The sequence below is a fragment of the Janibacter sp. UYMM211 genome (assembly GCF_040547045.1).
Lineage (GTDB): Bacteria > Actinomycetota > Actinomycetes > Actinomycetales > Dermatophilaceae > Marihabitans > Marihabitans melonis.
Genome location: NZ_JBEPOY010000003.1, coordinates 121,852 through 137,115, shown reverse-complemented (window position 1 = coordinate 137,115; position 15,264 = coordinate 121,852). Strand labels below are relative to the sequence as shown.

The 15,264-nt window shown below is 73.9% G+C and carries 13 protein-coding genes and 1 riboswitch; of the genes, 2 read left to right on the top strand and 11 right to left on the bottom strand.

The window, feature by feature from the left end:
- Positions 1-41: 41 nt before the first annotated feature.
- Positions 42-1,523: a glutamate-cysteine ligase family protein gene (locus ABIB53_RS09840; protein ID WP_123091796.1), complete on the bottom strand. Its 1,482-nt coding sequence runs from the start codon at positions 1,521-1,523 to the stop codon at positions 42-44.
- 175 nt (positions 1,524-1,698) lie between these two features.
- Between ABIB53_RS09840 and ABIB53_RS09835 the strand changes: the two genes are divergently transcribed.
- Positions 1,699-2,871 carry an exonuclease SbcCD subunit D gene (locus tag ABIB53_RS09835; protein WP_191563684.1) on the top strand — a complete coding sequence of 391 codons (1,173 nt, stop codon included), beginning with the start codon at positions 1,699-1,701 and terminating at the stop codon, positions 2,869-2,871.
- Positions 2,868-6,035, top strand: a complete 3,168-nt coding sequence (locus ABIB53_RS09830; RefSeq protein WP_354588038.1) for an AAA family ATPase — start codon at positions 2,868-2,870, stop codon at positions 6,033-6,035. Before ABIB53_RS09835 ends, ABIB53_RS09830 begins: the two co-directional genes overlap by 4 nt.
- A gap of 328 nt (positions 6,036-6,363) precedes the next feature.
- Here the strand turns inward: ABIB53_RS09830 and gcvP are convergent, their stop codons facing one another.
- From gcvP to ABIB53_RS09780, 10 genes are all read right to left on the bottom strand, one after another.
- A complete protein-coding gene (gene gcvP / locus ABIB53_RS09825; protein ID WP_354588037.1) occupies positions 6,364-9,267 on the bottom strand; it encodes an aminomethyl-transferring glycine dehydrogenase in 2,904 nt (967 codons plus the stop codon).
- 75 nt (positions 9,268-9,342) lie between these two features.
- Positions 9,343-9,436: riboswitch (glycine riboswitch) on the bottom strand.
- 88 nt (positions 9,437-9,524) lie between these two features.
- Entirely contained in the window at positions 9,525-10,106 is a 582-nt protein-coding gene (locus tag ABIB53_RS09820; RefSeq protein ID WP_191563686.1) for a MerR family transcriptional regulator, read from the bottom strand.
- Between the two features lie 168 nt (positions 10,107-10,274).
- Positions 10,275-10,805: a bifunctional nuclease family protein gene (locus tag ABIB53_RS09815; protein ID WP_083968841.1), complete on the bottom strand. Its 531-nt coding sequence runs from the start codon at positions 10,803-10,805 to the stop codon at positions 10,275-10,277.
- Positions 10,806-10,864: 59 nt separating this feature from the next.
- Positions 10,865-11,572 carry a transcriptional regulator FtsR gene (gene ftsR / locus ABIB53_RS09810; RefSeq protein ID WP_354588036.1) on the bottom strand — a complete coding sequence of 236 codons (708 nt, stop codon included), beginning with the start codon at positions 11,570-11,572 and terminating at the stop codon, positions 10,865-10,867.
- Positions 11,573-12,022, bottom strand: coding sequence for an FHA domain-containing protein (locus ABIB53_RS09805; RefSeq protein ID WP_068275705.1), 450 nt, complete (start codon positions 12,020-12,022; stop codon positions 11,573-11,575).
- A 92-nt stretch (positions 12,023-12,114) separates the two neighbouring features.
- Entirely contained in the window at positions 12,115-12,495 is a 381-nt protein-coding gene (gene gcvH, locus ABIB53_RS09800; RefSeq protein WP_068275701.1) for a glycine cleavage system protein GcvH, read from the bottom strand.
- Between the two features lie 93 nt (positions 12,496-12,588).
- Positions 12,589-13,428, bottom strand: a complete 840-nt coding sequence (locus tag ABIB53_RS09795) for a DUF881 domain-containing protein (RefSeq protein ID WP_083968839.1) — start codon at positions 13,426-13,428, stop codon at positions 12,589-12,591.
- A complete protein-coding gene (locus ABIB53_RS09790) occupies positions 13,425-13,757 on the bottom strand; it encodes a small basic family protein (RefSeq protein WP_068275698.1) in 333 nt (110 codons plus the stop codon). Before ABIB53_RS09790 ends, ABIB53_RS09795 begins: the two co-directional genes overlap by 4 nt.
- Positions 13,754-14,671: a DUF881 domain-containing protein gene (locus tag ABIB53_RS09785; RefSeq protein ID WP_240341648.1), complete on the bottom strand. Its 918-nt coding sequence runs from the start codon at positions 14,669-14,671 to the stop codon at positions 13,754-13,756. Before ABIB53_RS09785 ends, ABIB53_RS09790 begins: the two co-directional genes overlap by 4 nt.
- The gene (locus ABIB53_RS09780; protein ID WP_224766839.1) at positions 14,661-15,260 is read right to left on the bottom strand and encodes a CDP-alcohol phosphatidyltransferase family protein; all 600 of its coding nucleotides are present in this window, start codon (positions 15,258-15,260) and stop codon (positions 14,661-14,663) included. Before ABIB53_RS09780 ends, ABIB53_RS09785 begins: the two co-directional genes overlap by 11 nt.
- Positions 15,261-15,264: the final 4 nt, after the last annotated feature.

The following is a 15,264-nucleotide window of genomic DNA, read 5'->3' as shown; positions in this document are numbered from 1 at the left end:
CCCTTCGCCGCTCGTGGCTCTCACCACCAGCGGCGGGGCCGCTACGGCAGCGGCCAGGTGTGCACCGGCTCGTTGGTGTGCATGTGCTCGACGTACAGCTCGAGCATCTGCGACAGGGCGCTCGCCCGGTCGGCCCCGCGCTCCTCGAGCCGGCGGACCGCCTCGGTCTGCCACACGGCGCCGTTCTGGCCCGTCGTGCAGCGTCCCTCGATGACGGAGAGGTAGCGGTCGCTCACCGCCGGTGAGACGCCCCAGTCCTCGAGCCCACGGGCCGCGACCGGCAGCAGGTGCCGCAGGGTGAGCTCGTCGACCCCGACCTCCCCCTGGCCCGGCCAGTAGAGCCGGGCGTCCATGCCGCCGCGCGCCGCGGCCTCGAAGTTGGCCCGCGCCGCCGCGAAGGACAGCCGGGTCCACACGGGACGCTCCTCGGTGGCCAGCGTGCGCACGAGCCCGTAGTAGAAGGCGGCGTTGGCCATGACGTCGACGATCGTCGGGCCCGCCGGCAGGACGCGGTTCTCGACCCGCACGTGGGGCTTGCCGTCGGCGATGTCGTAGATCGGGCGGTTCCACCGGTAGACGGTGCCGTTGTGGAGGTTGAGCTCGGTGAGGGCGGGGGTGCCGTGCTCCTCGAGGACGGCCACGGGGTCCTCGTCGGTCGACTCCGCGAGCAGCGCGGGGAAGTAGCGCACGTTCTCCTCGAAGAGGTCGAAGATCGAGGTGATCCACCGCTCGCCGAAGAAGACGCGCGGGCGCACGCCCTGGTTCTTCAGCTCGATGGGGCGCGTGTCCGTGGCCTGCGCGAAGAGCTCGATGCGGGTCTCCGCGTGCAGCCGGCGGCCGAAGAAGAAGGGCGAGTTCGCGGCGAGCGCGACCTGGGGGGCGCTCACCGCCTGGGCGGCGTTCCAGTGGTCGGCGAAGTCGGAGGGGCTCACCTGGAGGTGCAGCTGGACCGAGGTGCACGCCGACTCGGGTGCGATGGAGTCGGCGAAGGTCTCCAGCCGCTCCCCCGTCGGCCCCTCGATGTCGATGACGATGTCCTCGCCGCGCGCCTCGAAGATCGAGTCGTTGAGCGCGGTGTAGCGGTTGTTGCGGCTGATCCACTCGCCCTGGAAGTGCTCCGGGCGGATCGTCGGCAGGATCCCGATGGGCACGATGCGCGCGCCGACCGCCCGCGCGCGCTCGTCGGCGGCGTCGAGAGAGGCGCGCAGGTCCTGCTCGAGGGCGAGGGCGGCGTCGCCGGGCAGCGGGCGGGGGGCGACGTTGAGCTCGATGTTGTACTGCGCGAGCTCGGTCTGGTAGCCGGGGTCGTCGATGGCGGCGAGGACCTCGGCGTTGGCGAAGGCGGGATCGGCCGCCTCGTCGAGGAGGTTGAGCTCGATCTCGAGCCCGGTGAGGGGCCGCTCGGCCTCGAAGCTCGACTGCGCGAGCATCCGCTCGAAGACGTCGAGGTCCTGGTGGACCTTCTCCCGGTAGCGCTGACGCTCCTCTCGCGAGTAGCTCTGCGCCGATACTTCCTTGCCCACTCCGGCCTCCTGGGGTCGGTCCGCCGCGGTCGCGACCTGGGTGCCCAGGCTAGACGTCAGACCCGCGCCACGACGGGCGAGCGCGGGGGTCGGTCGGGGCCGCTCGTGCCAGGTCGGCGGCGGCACGCCCCACGAGGTCCGGGGCGTTGTCGGCGCGGGCTCGTACGGTCGTGCCATGCGGCTGATCCACACCTCCGACTGGCACCTTGGACGCGCCTTCCACGGCGTCCGGCTGCTCGACGCGCAGGCCGCCTACCTCGACCACCTCGTCGAGACGGCCCGCTCCGAGCGCGTCGACGCGGTCGTCGTCGCCGGCGACGTCTACGACCGGGCCATCCCCGCCCCCGACGCGGTCGAGCTGCTCTCCGACGTGCTCCACCGGCTGCAGGCGGTGGGGACCCAGGTGGTCCTCTCCCCCGGCAACCACGACTCGGCACGCCGGCTGGGCTTCGGGTCCGGGCTGCTCGAGCACGCCGGGGTCCACATCCGCACGAGCGTCGACGACCTCGCCCGGCCGGTGCTCGTCGGCGACGGCGCGATCTACGCGCTGCCCTACCTCGACCCCGCATCGGTGAGCGTCACCGACGCCCTCGAGGTGAGCACCCGCAGCCACGCCGCCGTCATCTCCGCCGCGATGGACCGGGTGCGCGCGGACGCGGCGACCCGAGGACCGCGCACCGTCGTCGCCGCGCACTGCTTCGCCGTGGGCGGGGCGAGCAGCGACTCTGAGCGAGACATCGCCTGCGGCGGTGTCTCGGCCGTGCCGACCTCGGTCTTCGACGGGGTCTCCTACGTCGCCCTCGGCCACCTCCATGGGGCGCAGCAGGTCGGCGAGCGGGCCTGGTACAGCGGGTCTCCCGTCGCCATGTCCTTCTCCGAGGCGGGGCACACGAAGTGCTCGCTGCTCGTCGAGGTCGACGAGACCGGCACGGCGCACGTCGAGCGGGTCGCGGCCCCGGTGACCCGACGCCTGGCCACCCTGCGCGGCGACCTCGAGGACCTCCTCGCCGACCCGGCGCTCGAGGACGCGCGGGACGCGTGGGTGCAGGCCACCCTCACCGACACCCTCGCCCCGCGACGGGCGATGGAGCAGCTGCGCACCCGCTTCCCGCACACCCTCTCGCTCGTCCTCGACCCCCGGGGCGGCGTCGTGCGCGAGCACCGGCGCCCCAGCCAGGTGGCCGGTCGGGCCGCGGTCGAGGTGTGCACCGACTTCGTCGCGGACGTGCGTCCCGGCGGCACCGTCGGCGACGACGAGCGCGCGCTCCTGCGCGAGGCCGTCGAGGCCGTGCAGCGGGCGCACGACGACGAGGGCAGCGCGACGACCCGTGAGCGGGGCGTCGCGTGAGGCTGCACCGTCTCGAGGTCGAGGCCTTCGGCCCCTTCGCGTCACGGCAGGTCGTCGACTTCGACGCGCTCGGCCAGACCGGGCTCTTCCTCATCACCGGGCCGACCGGGTCGGGCAAGACGAGCCTGCTCGACGCCATCTCCTTCGCGCTCTTCGGTCAGCTGCCGGGGGTGCGCGGGGCGAAGGCCCTGCACAGCCAGCACGCCGACCCGAGCACCCCGCCCGAGGTGCTTCTCGAGGTCACCCTCTCCGGGCGACGGCTGCGGATCACCCGGCGGCCCGCCTTCGAGCGGCCGGGCCGCAAGACGCCGGTCCAGGCCGCGATCGTCCTCGACGAGCACCTCGGCGGGCGGTGGACGACGCTCACGCAGCGCCTCGACGATGCCGGCCGCGTCATGGAGGACGCGCTCGGGATGACCCGCGAGCAGTTCCACCGCGTCGTCGTGCTCCCCCAGGGCGACTTCGCCTCCTTCCTCCACGCGAGCAGCGACGACCGCGGCGACCTGCTGCGTCGGCTTTTCGACGTCGAGACCTACGCCGGCGTGCAGGACTGGCTCCTCGAGGAGCGGCGCCGCGTCGAGCAGGTCGACCGCGACGCGGCTCGCGACCTCGACCGGCTGCGCGAGGAGGCCGTCCCCCTGCTCGCGAGCGGGCCCGGTCGCGGCGACGAGCCGGCCGTGGGGGCCGGGGCCGACCACCCCGAGCCCGCCGGCGCCGCGGCCTCCGACGGGACGCTCTCGCAGCTCGACGCCGCGGGGCTCGCCGACCTCCTCGCCCGCACGCAGCAGGCCGCCGAGAGCGAGCACGTCGAGTCCGCGGCAGCGGTCGAGCTCGCCGAGGCCGCGCTGCGGCGGCACGAGCACCAGGCCCGCCTGGCCCACCAGCAGGCCGCCAGCCACGACCGCGGCACCCAGGCCGCCGTGACCCGCGACGAGCTGCTCGCCCGCGCCGATGAGCACGACGACGCGTCCCGGTCGCTCGCGCGCTCCGCGGCGGCCCGTCGTGCCCTCGGGGCCCTCTCGGCGCTGACCCGGGCTCAGGAGGACCTGCGCCGGGCTCACGAGCAGACCAGCACCGCGCGCGCGGCGCTGCCCCCGCTCGCCCCGACGGCCCGCGGCGACCTCGACGGCTGGGTCGCCGACGTCGCCGGCGCCTCGGCCGCCGTCGCGAGCGCCCAGCACGAGGCCCGGTCGCTCGTCGGACGGCTGGAGCGTCAGCCGGGGCTGGTCGACGAGCGGGAGCGTGCTGCCGCCGACCTGGCGGCGGTCGCTCCAGCACGAGACGCGCTGCGTGCCGAGCTCGAGGCGGCCCAGCAGGCCTGGGACGCGGCCGCTGCGGCTGCCGCCGAGCTCGAGACCATCACGACCCGGGCGGCTCGTCTGCGTCGCGCGCTCGACGTGCGGCGGCGCCTCGACGACGCGCGGGGGCGTGCGCTGCCTGCCGCGGCGGACGCGGTCCGCGACGCGCGCGACCGGGCGCAGGACGCCCGACAGCGCTATCTCGACCTCCTCCAGGCCCGGCTCGACGGCATGGCGGGCGAGCTCGCCGCCGCGCTCGTCGAGGACGCGCCGTGCGCCGTCTGCGGCTCGACGACCCACCCGGCCCCGGCCACGACCGGAGAGCTCGTCGAGCCGGTCGCCGTCCAGCGCGCGCTCGCCGCGAGCACGCAGGCCGCCGACGCCCTCGCCGAGGCGCAGGGGCGCCGGTCCGAGGTCGAGGTCGAGGTCGCGACACTCGTCGCCACGCTCGGCGAGGAGGCGCGCGAGGCCGACGAGATCGCCGTCGATCTCGAGCAGACCGAGGCAGCCGCCCGAGCGTGCTCCGAGCAGGCCCGCGAGGCCGAGCGGCTGGGCCGCGCCGTCACCGGCCTCGTCACGCGCCTGGAGCGTCTCGCGGGCGAGGAGGACCGTCTCGTCCAGGCCCTCACCGCTGCGACCACCCGTCGCGACACCGCACTGGCCGCCCTCGTCGCCTCTCACGACGAGGTCGTCTCCTCGCTCGCGGCTCATGCCGCGGGGTGCCCGTGCGGTGCGGTGTCGCCGGCGGGTTCCTCGAGCGGGGTGGACGCCGCCGCCGAGCGAGCCGGTGACCTCGTCCTGGACGACCTGCTCGTCCAGCGGGTCGAGACCACGGTCCGCGCGGCCGTCCAGGTCGCGCAGGAGCACGAGCGCCTCCTGCGGGCGGGCGAGCGCCTGCTGTCGGCACTCGACGCGCACGACGCCGCGACGGGGCGTCACGACAGCGCGGCCGCGGAGCTCGCGAGAGCACTCGAGGCCGAGGGCCTGACGGACGTCGACGAGGCTCACAGCCATCTCCTCCAGGCGGAGCAGGTGGCGGGGCTCGAGCGGGCCGTCGCCTCCTACGCCTCCCGCCTGGCCGCGGCCCGCGCCGTCCTCGACGAGCCCGAGGTCGTGGCCGCCCTCGCCTCTGCCCGGCCCGACGTCGAGGCCCTCGACGAGCAGGCCCAGCACGCCCGGTCCCGGTGGACCGAGGCGACGCACCGCACCGCCGAGCTCTCCCAGGTGGTCGGCGCGCTGCGCTCCGCAGCCCGGCGTGCGCGCGCCCTCGCGCAGGCATCGGGCGACCTGGCCTCGCGGCGCGACCTCGTGACGAGCGTCGCCGACCTGGCCTCCGGTCGCGGCCCGCACAACCCCGACGGCGTCTCGCTGACGACCTACGTCCTGGCGGCCCGCCTCGAGCGCATCGTCTCCATCGCCAACGAGCGCCTCGACGCGATGGTCACAGGCCGTTACGAGCTCGCCGTCGACCACGGGCGTGGCGGCGACCGCCGTCGGCGCGGTGGCCTCGGTCTCCTCGTCCACGACCGGTGGAGCGGCGAGACGCGCGCGGCGACGACCCTGTCCGGGGGCGAGACCTTCATGGTGTCCCTCGCCCTGGCGCTCGGCACCGCGGACGCCGTGCGCGAGGAGTCCGGTGGCAGCGAGCTCGAGACGCTCTTCGTCGACGAGGGCTTCGGCTCGCTCGACGACGACGCGCTCGAGGAGGTCATGGCCGTCCTCGACGAGTTGCGCGCCGGGGGCCGGGCCGTCGGTGTCATCTCGCACGTCGCGGACATGCGCCACCGCATCCCCACCCAGCTCACCGTCACCCGCCGGGTCGACGGGTCGAGCGTCTCCGTCGTCGAGGACGCCGACGCGGCCTGATCTGCGCACCGCCGGCCACGGGCACGACGAGACGGGGGCTGCAGCGGTCGGAGTGCAGGCGACCACCCCTCCCGGTAAGGAGGCTCCCCCTTCGCCCCTCTCGACCCAGGACGAGCCGAACGCTCCGTCGCGCGCCCCTGCTGCCCCTTCGCCCTGATCTCCCCCGTCGTCGCACCCCGGAGACTCACGACGACCACTCAGCACGACAAACCCCGGCTCCGCACGAGTCTCTTGCTCATGCGAAGCCGGGGTTTATCGGGTGACCCGAGAAACTCGGGGCAGATGGGGCGAAGGGGCAGGTGAGGCGAAGGGGGAGGTGGGCGGGGGGCTAGAGGGCGGCGAGCTCCTCGGGCGAGGGGCAGGAGCACACGAGGTTGCGGTCGCCGTAGGCGCCGTCGATGCGACCGACCGGGGGCCAGTACTTGTCGGCCGACTCGACGTCGCCCGGGAAGACGGCGGAGGCGCGGTCGTAGGAGCGGTCCCACTCGCCGACGAGCGTCGCGGACGTGTGCGGGGCGTGGCGCAGCACGCTGGACTCGACGCCGTCGCCGGCGACCGCCTCGTCGATCTCGCGGCGGATGGCGATCATCGCGTCGCAGAAGCGGTCGATCTCGCCCTTGTCCTCGCTCTCGGTCGGCTCGACCATGAGCGTGCCCGCGACGGGGAAGGACATCGTCGGGGCGTGGAAGCCGTAGTCGATGAGCCGCTTGGCGACGTCGTCGACGCTGACACCCGTGTCCTTCGTCAGCTGGCGCAGGTCGAGGATGCACTCGTGCGCGACGATCCCGTCGTGCCCGGAGTAGAGCACCGGGTAGTGGTCGCGCAGCCGCGCGGCGACGTAGTTGGCGTTGAGCACGGCGACCTGGGTGGCCCGGGCCAGACCCGCACCGCCCATGAGCCGCACGTACGCCCACGAGATCGGCAGGATGCCCGCCGAGCCGTACGGCGCGGCGCTCACCGGGCCGACGCCCGACTCGGGGCCCGCCGCCGGCGCGAGCGGGTGGTTGGGCAGGTGCGGGGCGAGGTGCTCGCGCACCGACACCGGGCCGACACCGGGACCGCCGCCGCCGTGGGGGATGCAGAAGGTCTTGTGGAGGTTGAGGTGGCTGACGTCGGCGCCGAAACGGCCCGGCTGGGCCAGCCCGACGAGCGCGTTGAGGTTCGCGCCGTCGACGTAGACCTGACCACCCGCGTCGTGGACCATCGCGCACAGGTCGCTGATCGTGTCCTCGTACACCCCGTGGGTCGAGGGGTAGGTGACCATGATCGCGGCGAGACGCTCCTCGTGCTCGACGATCCTGTGCTTGAGGTCGTCCATGTCGACGTTGCCGGTGATGCTGTCGGTCTTGACGACGACGACCTTCATGCCCGCCATGACCGCGGAGGCGGCGTTCGTGCCGTGCGCGCTCGAGGGGATGAGGCAGATCGTGCGCTCGTGGTCACCGCGCGCGTCGTGGTAGCCACGGATGGCGAGCAGACCGGCGAGCTCGCCCTGCGAGCCGGCGTTGGGCTGCAGCGAGACGGCGTCGTAGCCGGTGATCTCGCACAGCCAGTCGCTCAGCTGGGCGACGAGGTCACGGATGCCCTCGGTCTGGTCGTCCGGGGCGAAGGGGTGCAGCCCGGCGAACTCGGGCCAGGTGATCGCGGCCATCTCGGTCGTCGCGTTGAGCTTCATCGTGCACGAGCCGAGCGGGATCATGCCGCGGTCGAGCGCGAAGTCGCGGTCGCTGAGCCGGCGCAGGTAGCGCAGCATCGCGGTCTCGCTGCGGTGGGCGTGGAAGACCGGGTGGGTGAGGTACTCGCTCGTGCGCACGAGCGCCTCGGGCCAGCTCGGCTCGGCCGGCGCGGTCGTCGAGCTGTCGACGACACCCTCCTGGCCGTCGGTCGAGCCCGGCCCGAAGGCGGACGCGACGGCGGCGACCTCGCCCGGGTCGGTCGTCTCGTCGACGCTCACGAGGACGGTGTCGGCGTCGTGACGCCAGATGTTGACCCCGGCCTCGACCGCGGCGGCGACGACGTCGTCGGCGCGGCCCGGCACGCTGACCCGCAGGGTGTCGAACCAGTGACCCTCCGCGACCTCGGCACCGCGCGCGGCGAGCTGCTCGGCGAGGTCACGGGCGGTCGCGTGGACGCGTCCGGCGATCCGGCGCAGCCCGTCGGGACCGTGGTAGACGGCGTACATCGAGGCCATGACGGCGAGGAGGACCTGTGCGGTGCAGATGTTGCTCGTCGCGCGGTCGCGGCGGATGTGCTGCTCGCGGGTCTGCAGGGCCAGGCGGTAGGCCTGGGCGCCGGCGGAGTCGACGGAGACCCCGACGAGACGGCCCGGCAGCGAGCGCTCGAGACCGGTCCGCACCGACATGTAGCCGGCGTGCGGCCCGCCGAAGGCCATGGGGACGCCGAAGCGCTGCGTGGTGCCGACGGCGACATCGGCGCCCCACTCCCCCGGAGGCGTGAGCAGGGTGAGGGCGAGCAGGTCGGCGGCCGCGGTGACAAGGGCGCCGGCGTCGTGCGCGGCGGTGGCCAGGGCGCTCCAGTCGTGGATGAGGCCGTCGGCCGCGGGGTACTGGACGACGACGCCGAAGACGTCGCGGTCGCCCGCGGCGGCACGCAGCTCCTGCGCGGTGCTCACCTGGGTGAGGTCGGCGACGGCGACGGCGATCCCGAGCGGCCGGGCGCGGGTCTCGATGACCGCGCGGGTCTGGGGGAAGAGCGCCTCGTCGAGGACGACGACGGCCCCGTCGGGAGCCTTGCTCGTGCGGCGCATGAGCGTCATCGCCTCGGCGGCCGCCGTGGCCTCGTCGAGCAACGACGCGCCGGAGACGCTGAGCGCGGTGAGGTCGCTCACCATCGTCTGGAAGTTGAGCAGCGCCTCGAGCCGACCCTGCGAGATCTCGGGCTGGTAGGGCGTGTACGCCGTGTACCAGGCCGGGCTCTCGAGGACGTTGCGCTGGATGACCGGCGGGGTGATCGTGCCGTAGTAGCCCAGGCCGATCATCGAGGTGAGGACCTGGTTGCGCCCGGCGAGCTCGCGCAGCTCCTCGAGGACGGCGAGCTCGCTCGTCGCGGCCTCGACGTCGAGGGCACCGGTCATCCGGATGGCCCCCGGCACGGCGGCGTCGCACAGGGCGTCGAGACTCGGGCGACCGACGACGGAGAGCATCTCCGCGACGTCGCTCTCACGCGGTCCGATGTGACGGGCGGCGAAATCGGGCAGGGACGGTGCGCTCATCGAAGGCTCCCTCGGTGGTCAGGCACGGCAGGTCAGCCTCCCCATCTGTCACGCGCACGGCGCTTCCAGAGGTGCCTGATCCGCGGGGTCCTGGCGCCTGAGAGGTTCCGGGGAGTTTGCCCCTTCGGCGCCCCGTCGACGTGGACGGGGACTCTCCCCCGCGGGGTGAGCAGCGCCTCGCAGACTACCAGCGGTGCGACGAGGCAGGAGATCACCCGCGGACGAGCGGGCTCCCGGCCCGGGTCACGGGCGAGCGGTCAGGCGAGCTTCGCGCGCCGGCGCGCGCCGAGCTCGTCACCGGCGACCTCGGCGAGCTCGCCGGTCACGTCGTCGTAGCGCTCGGAGGGCAGCTCCATGAGCGAGCCCTCGACCTCGCGCCACACCCGGCCGACGGCGATGCCGAAGACGCCCTGACCGCCCTGGACGAGGTCGATGACCTCGTCGGCGGAGGTGCACTCGTACACGCTCGCCCCGTCGCTCATGAGGGTGATCTGGGCGAGGTCCTCGACCCCGCGCTCGCGCAGGTGCTGGATGGCGACCCGGATCTGCTGGAGCGAGACACCGGTGTCGAGCAGCCGCTTGACGACCTTGAGCACGAGGATGTCGCGGAAGCCGTAGAGCCGCTGGCTGCCCGAGCCGTGCGCCCCGCGCACGGAGGGCTCGACGAGCCCGGTGCGGGCCCAGTAGTCGAGCTGGCGGTAGGTGATGCCGGCCGCCTTGCACGCCGCCGGGCCGCGGTAGCCGATGTCCTCGCTGAGGTCCGGCAGGTCGTCGTCGAAGAGGACGCCCTGCGCGCGCACGGAGGGCTGCGGCTTGTCGTCCTGGGACGTGGTGTCCACCGTGCCTCCTGCGCGTGACGGGCCCCTGCGGGCCCGCCGAGGGAATCACACCGCTGTGGTGCGACTCCTCCACGGTACGGCGGGCCCGGGAGGCGGTCAACGACCGAGCCGTCCACGCACCCGGGCGTGTCGGTCACGAAACGGTGTCGGCGAGGACCGCCGCGAGCCTCAGCGCCCGGGCTCGGGACCGGCGCCAGGCCCGGCGTCGGCTCCCCCGTCGCCCTCGCCCTCGCCCGCGGGCGTCTCGAAGTCCTCGGGGCTGATGTCCTCGAGGAACTCCTTGAAGCGCTCGACCTCGTCCTCCTCCTCCGAGGACTCGACCCCGGCCTGGGCGACGAGCTCCTCGGTCGCGAGGACGTCGGCGCCGCAGCGCAGCGCGACGGCGATCGCGTCGGAGGAGCGCGAGTCGACCCGAGTGCCGTCGTCGAGGACGAGGTTGGCGTAGAAGACCCCCTCGTCGAGGGTGACGATTTCGACGGAGGTGATCCGGCGCCCGACCGCCTCGACGACGTCGACGAGCAGGTCGTGGGTCAGCGGGCGCGGGGGCTCGACGCCCTCCTGCGCATAGGCGATCGACGTCGCCTCGGCGGCGCCGATCCAGATCGGCAGGTAGCGCGACCCGTCGCGCTCGCGGAGCAGGACGATGGGCTGGGAGGTCGGCATCTCGACCCTGACGCCGAGGACATCGAGTGCAATCACGAGACCACCGTAGTCCGCCGACCTGGGACCGCGCGGGGTGGGCGACGGGGTGACCTCGATCAGTCGTCGAGGTGCTGCAGCTGAGCGCGGACGAGCGCCGTGTGCAGGTCGAGGCACGCGGCCGCGACGGTCCGCGCCTGCGCGCCGGGGTCGGGCTCGACCGGACCGCGCCCATGCACCGAGCGCTGGGCGCGCACGTGCTCGACGAGGCCGACCTCGCGCTCGGCGGCGGTGCGGAAGGGGCGCAGGTGACGCACCTCGATGCCCGCGGCGACGAGGACGGCGGCGGCGCGCGCGACGTCGAGGTCGTCCTGCCCGTGGTGCTCCCCGGCCGGGCGCACGAGGCCGTAGCTCACGAGGTCGCGCAGCGTCGACCCGTCGATGCCGGCCGCCTCGGCGAGCTCGGACGCCGTGAGGCGAAGGGGGGCGCGCGGCGCGAGGACGTCGGGGTCGGTGAGCTCCCCCGCCGGCGGCGCCGCGGCCCGGGCCTGCCCGGTGGCCTCGTCGACGACGAGGCCACGGTCGAGCGCGTCGAGGTGCTCACGGATCACCTTGAGGGGCCAGAAGCGGTCGCGCTGCGCGGTGAGGACGAAGCGCAGCCGCTCGACGTCGGCGTCGCTGTAGCGGCGCGAGCCCTTCGGCGTGCGCTGGGGGGTGATGAGCCCCTGCGCCTCGAGGTAGCGGATCTTCGAGATCGAGATGTCGGGGAAGGTCTCGCCCAGCGCCGCGAGGACCGCCCCGATCCCGACGGTGCGGCCGGACGTCACCTACGCGGTGCCGGCGTAGAAGACGAGCCGGAACTTGCCGATCTGGACCTCGTCACCCGTGCGCAGCAGCGCGTCGTCGATCCGCTCGCGGTTGACGTACGTGCCGTTGAGCGAGCCGACGTCGCGCACCGAGAAGCCCTGCTCGCCGCGGCTGAAGACCGCGTGCTTGCGCGAGACGGTGACGTCGTCGAGGAAGATGTCGCTGCTCGGACCACGGCCGGAGGTGACCTCGGCGTCGTCGAGGAGGAAGCGGGCCCCCGTGTTGGGGCCGCGCAGCACGATGAGCAGCGCCGTGCCGGCGCGCAGCGCCTCGACCGTCGCCTGCTCCTCGCGGCTCAGCAGGTGGTCGACCTGGTCGTGCGCCTCGGGCGCGACCGCGTCGACACCCGTGAACTGCTGGGTGACGGGGTCCTGACGGTGCTGGGGCACCTGCTCGTCGGAGCCGGTCATCGAGAGTCCTCCTTGGCTGCTCGTTGCGTGGGGTCAGCCTAGACGACCGACCGCGGGTGCGGTCGGTCGCCCGGGCGAAGGGGGTGCGGGGCTCAGCCGAGCTGCTGCTGGTACGCCTCGGCGTCCATGAGCTCGCTGGTGTCGGCGCCGTCGCCGAGGGTGATCTCGTACATCCACCCGTCGCCGTAGGGGTCGGAGTTGACGAGCTCAGGGGTGCCCTCGAGCGCCTCGTTGACGGCGGTCACGGTGCCCGTGAGCGGGGCGTAGAGGTCGGAGACCGACTTCGTGGACTCGACCTCGCCGCACGAGTCGCCCTTGCTCACCTCGTCGCCGACCGTCGGCAGGCTGACGAAGACGACGTCGCCGAGGGCCTCCTGGGCGTAGCCGGTGATGCCGATGCGCACGCCCTCGGCGGTCTCGCGCACCCACTCGTGGTCGGTGGTGTAGCGCAGGTCGTCGGGGTACTCGCTCATGGCTCTCCTCGGTGCTCGTGGTGGGGCGTGCTCGTGTGCGGGGCTGGTCGTCGTCCGGTGGCGCTGACGCGGCGGGCCGCTCGTGCCGTGACCCTACCGGGAGGCCGAGGGCTCCGGGACGGGGCGAGCGTAACGAGGGCTCGAGACACGGTGCAACGCGTCGACGGACACCTCGTCCTGCTCGGTGACGGTGACCTGCCCCCCGCGCCCGCGCACCGACTCGGTGATGCCGCCGGGGATCTCCATCGCCGAGCTGAGCGTCTGCGCGTCGCCGATGACGGTGAAGGTGTACGGGCGGGTCAGGGTCTGCCCGTCGGCCTGGATCGAGCCGTCGGCGTCGGTGAAGTAGCTGCCCGCGACGAGCCGCACGTCGTCGACCTGCATCGCCTCGGCGCCCGCGTCGCGCAGCTCCTGCATCGCGTCGAGCAGGACCGTCGCCGAGATCGCGTCACCGTCGCCGTCGAGCGTCACGGTGACGCCCGGGCCGGTCGCGGGGACGGTGCCGGCGAGGATGCCCAGGGCGTCGAGCCGCTCCTGGGCGCTGCGGACGGCCTCGACGGACCCCCCTTCGCTGCGCAGCTGGTCACGGCTGGACTCGAGCTCGGCGATCTCGGTGTCGAGACGCTCGCCGTTCTGCGAGACGTCGTCGAGGATCCGCACGAGCTCGTCCTGGCGCAGGTCCTCGAGCCCCTGCTCCTGGGTCTCGCTGACCTGGGTGGCGATGGCGAAGCCGAGCAGGGCGGCGAGCAGCAACGCGAAGAGGTTGGCCCGGGTCGGCCGGGGGCGCGCCATGAGGTAGACGCGACGCCACGGGCTGCGGGTCTGCTCCTGCGGCTCGGCGGCCTTCTGCGCGGCGGCCTCCTCCACGGGTGCCTCCTCCACGGCGGGCTCCTGCGGCTCGTCGGGCTCGACGTCTCCGGGACGCTCGCTCATGCGCTGAAGAGGTGCCGGCGGATCGAGGCGACGTTGGAGAAGATCCGCACGCCGAGGACGACGACGACACCGGTGGAGAGCTGGGAGCCGACCCCGAGCTGGTCGCCGAGGAAGACGATGAAGGCCGCGACGACGACGTTGGAGAGGAAGGAGACGACGAAGACCTTGTCGTTGAAGATGCCGTCGAGGGTCGCGCGCACCGCGCCGAAGACGGCGTCGAGCGCCGCGATGACGGCGATGGGCAGGTAGGGCTGCAGGCCGAGGGGGACGTCGGGCTGCAGCACCAGCCCGATGACCAGCCCGGCGACGAGCCCGAGGGCGGGGATCATGGGGTCTCCTTCGTGGACTGCCCGCCGGTGGCGGGCCGGGCGTTGCGCAGCGTCGTCGACACCACGCTCGGCAGGGTCATCGAGTCGACGGTGCCGCTGCTCGTGGCGATGCCGAAGTTCTGCTGCAGACCGGTGAGGTAGGCCCCCCCGGGGCCGGCCGCGAAGCGGGACTGCATCGCCTGGGGGTCGCCGACGGCCTCGATCGTGTACGGCCGGGTCAGCGGGCGGAAGTTGACGAGGATCGCGTCGCCGGCGAAGCGGATCGCCGAGCGGCTCGTGAGGCGCTGCCCGTTGACCGCGACGGCCTCGGCGCCCGAGGCCCACAGCGCGTTGACGAGGACCTGGAGGTCGCGGCTCTGCACCCGTCCGTCGTCGGAGGTCTGCGAGCGCGCGTCGCCGTCGCCGTCGGCACCGGTCCCCTCGGCGTCGTCGACGACGACGCGCAGCCCGGGGCCGGTCACCGCGACACCGCCGTCGGCGACCCGCAGCCGCTCGACCTGGGCGGTGCGCTGCTGGACGAGGTCGGGGTCGACGGAGGTGGTCGCGGCGTCGACCTCCGCCTGCAGCGCGCGGGCCGTGCGGGTGCGCTCGTCGACGACCTCCTGGCGGGCCTGGATGCGCTCGACGAGCTCGGCGCGGGTCTGCGTGCGCGTCGTCTCGCGCGAGCGCAGGTCGGCGGCGGCGATGCCGACGACGAGACCGATGATGAGCAGGTAGACGACGAGGACCGGGGTGCGCCAGCCGGTGCTCGGCGGGAGCCCCTCGGCAGCGCGCGCGTCCGCCGCGGCCTGGTACCCGGGGTCGAGCGGGCGCTCGAGCATCGAGGTGATGAGCGTCATCGAGGCGTCCGGGCGACGCGAGCCCTCGGGGCCCGGCGGCGGCGTGCGCGGGGCGCGGGGGGTCCTAGGCGGCACGGGACCTCCTCGACGCGAGCGTCCAGACCTCGAGGAGGTAGACGGCCGCGGAGACGAGGTAGAGGCCGACGCCCCACCACGCGAAGGCCCAGCCCACCGGCCGGGCGAGCTGCGCGAGCGTGCTGTCGCCGACCGCGAGCAGCAGCAGCGGGAAGGCGTAGAGGAGGTTGAAGGTCGCCGCCTTGCCGACGAAGTGCACCGGCAGGCCACGGGCGGCCTCGTCGCGCACGCCGATGACGGCGAGTGCGAGGACGAGGTCGCGGCCGACGAGGATCGCGACGAGCCACCACGGGATGATGTCGCGGTAGGCCAGACCGAGCACCGTCGTGAAGATGTAGAGCCGGTCGGCCACGGGGTCGAGGACGGCGCCGAGGCGGGACGTGAGGTCGAAGTGCCGCGCGATCTTGCCGTCGAGGTAGTCGGTGATCCCCGAGAGCATGAGCGTCGCGAGGGCGATGCCGTCGTGCCGGGTGAGGATCGCCCACAAGAAGATCGGGACGCCGACGAGCCGCATCGCCGACAGCGCGTTGGGGAGGGTCCAGACGTCGCTGCCGCGGGTGGCGGCGCTCGGGCTGGGATCCGTCGTCACCTGG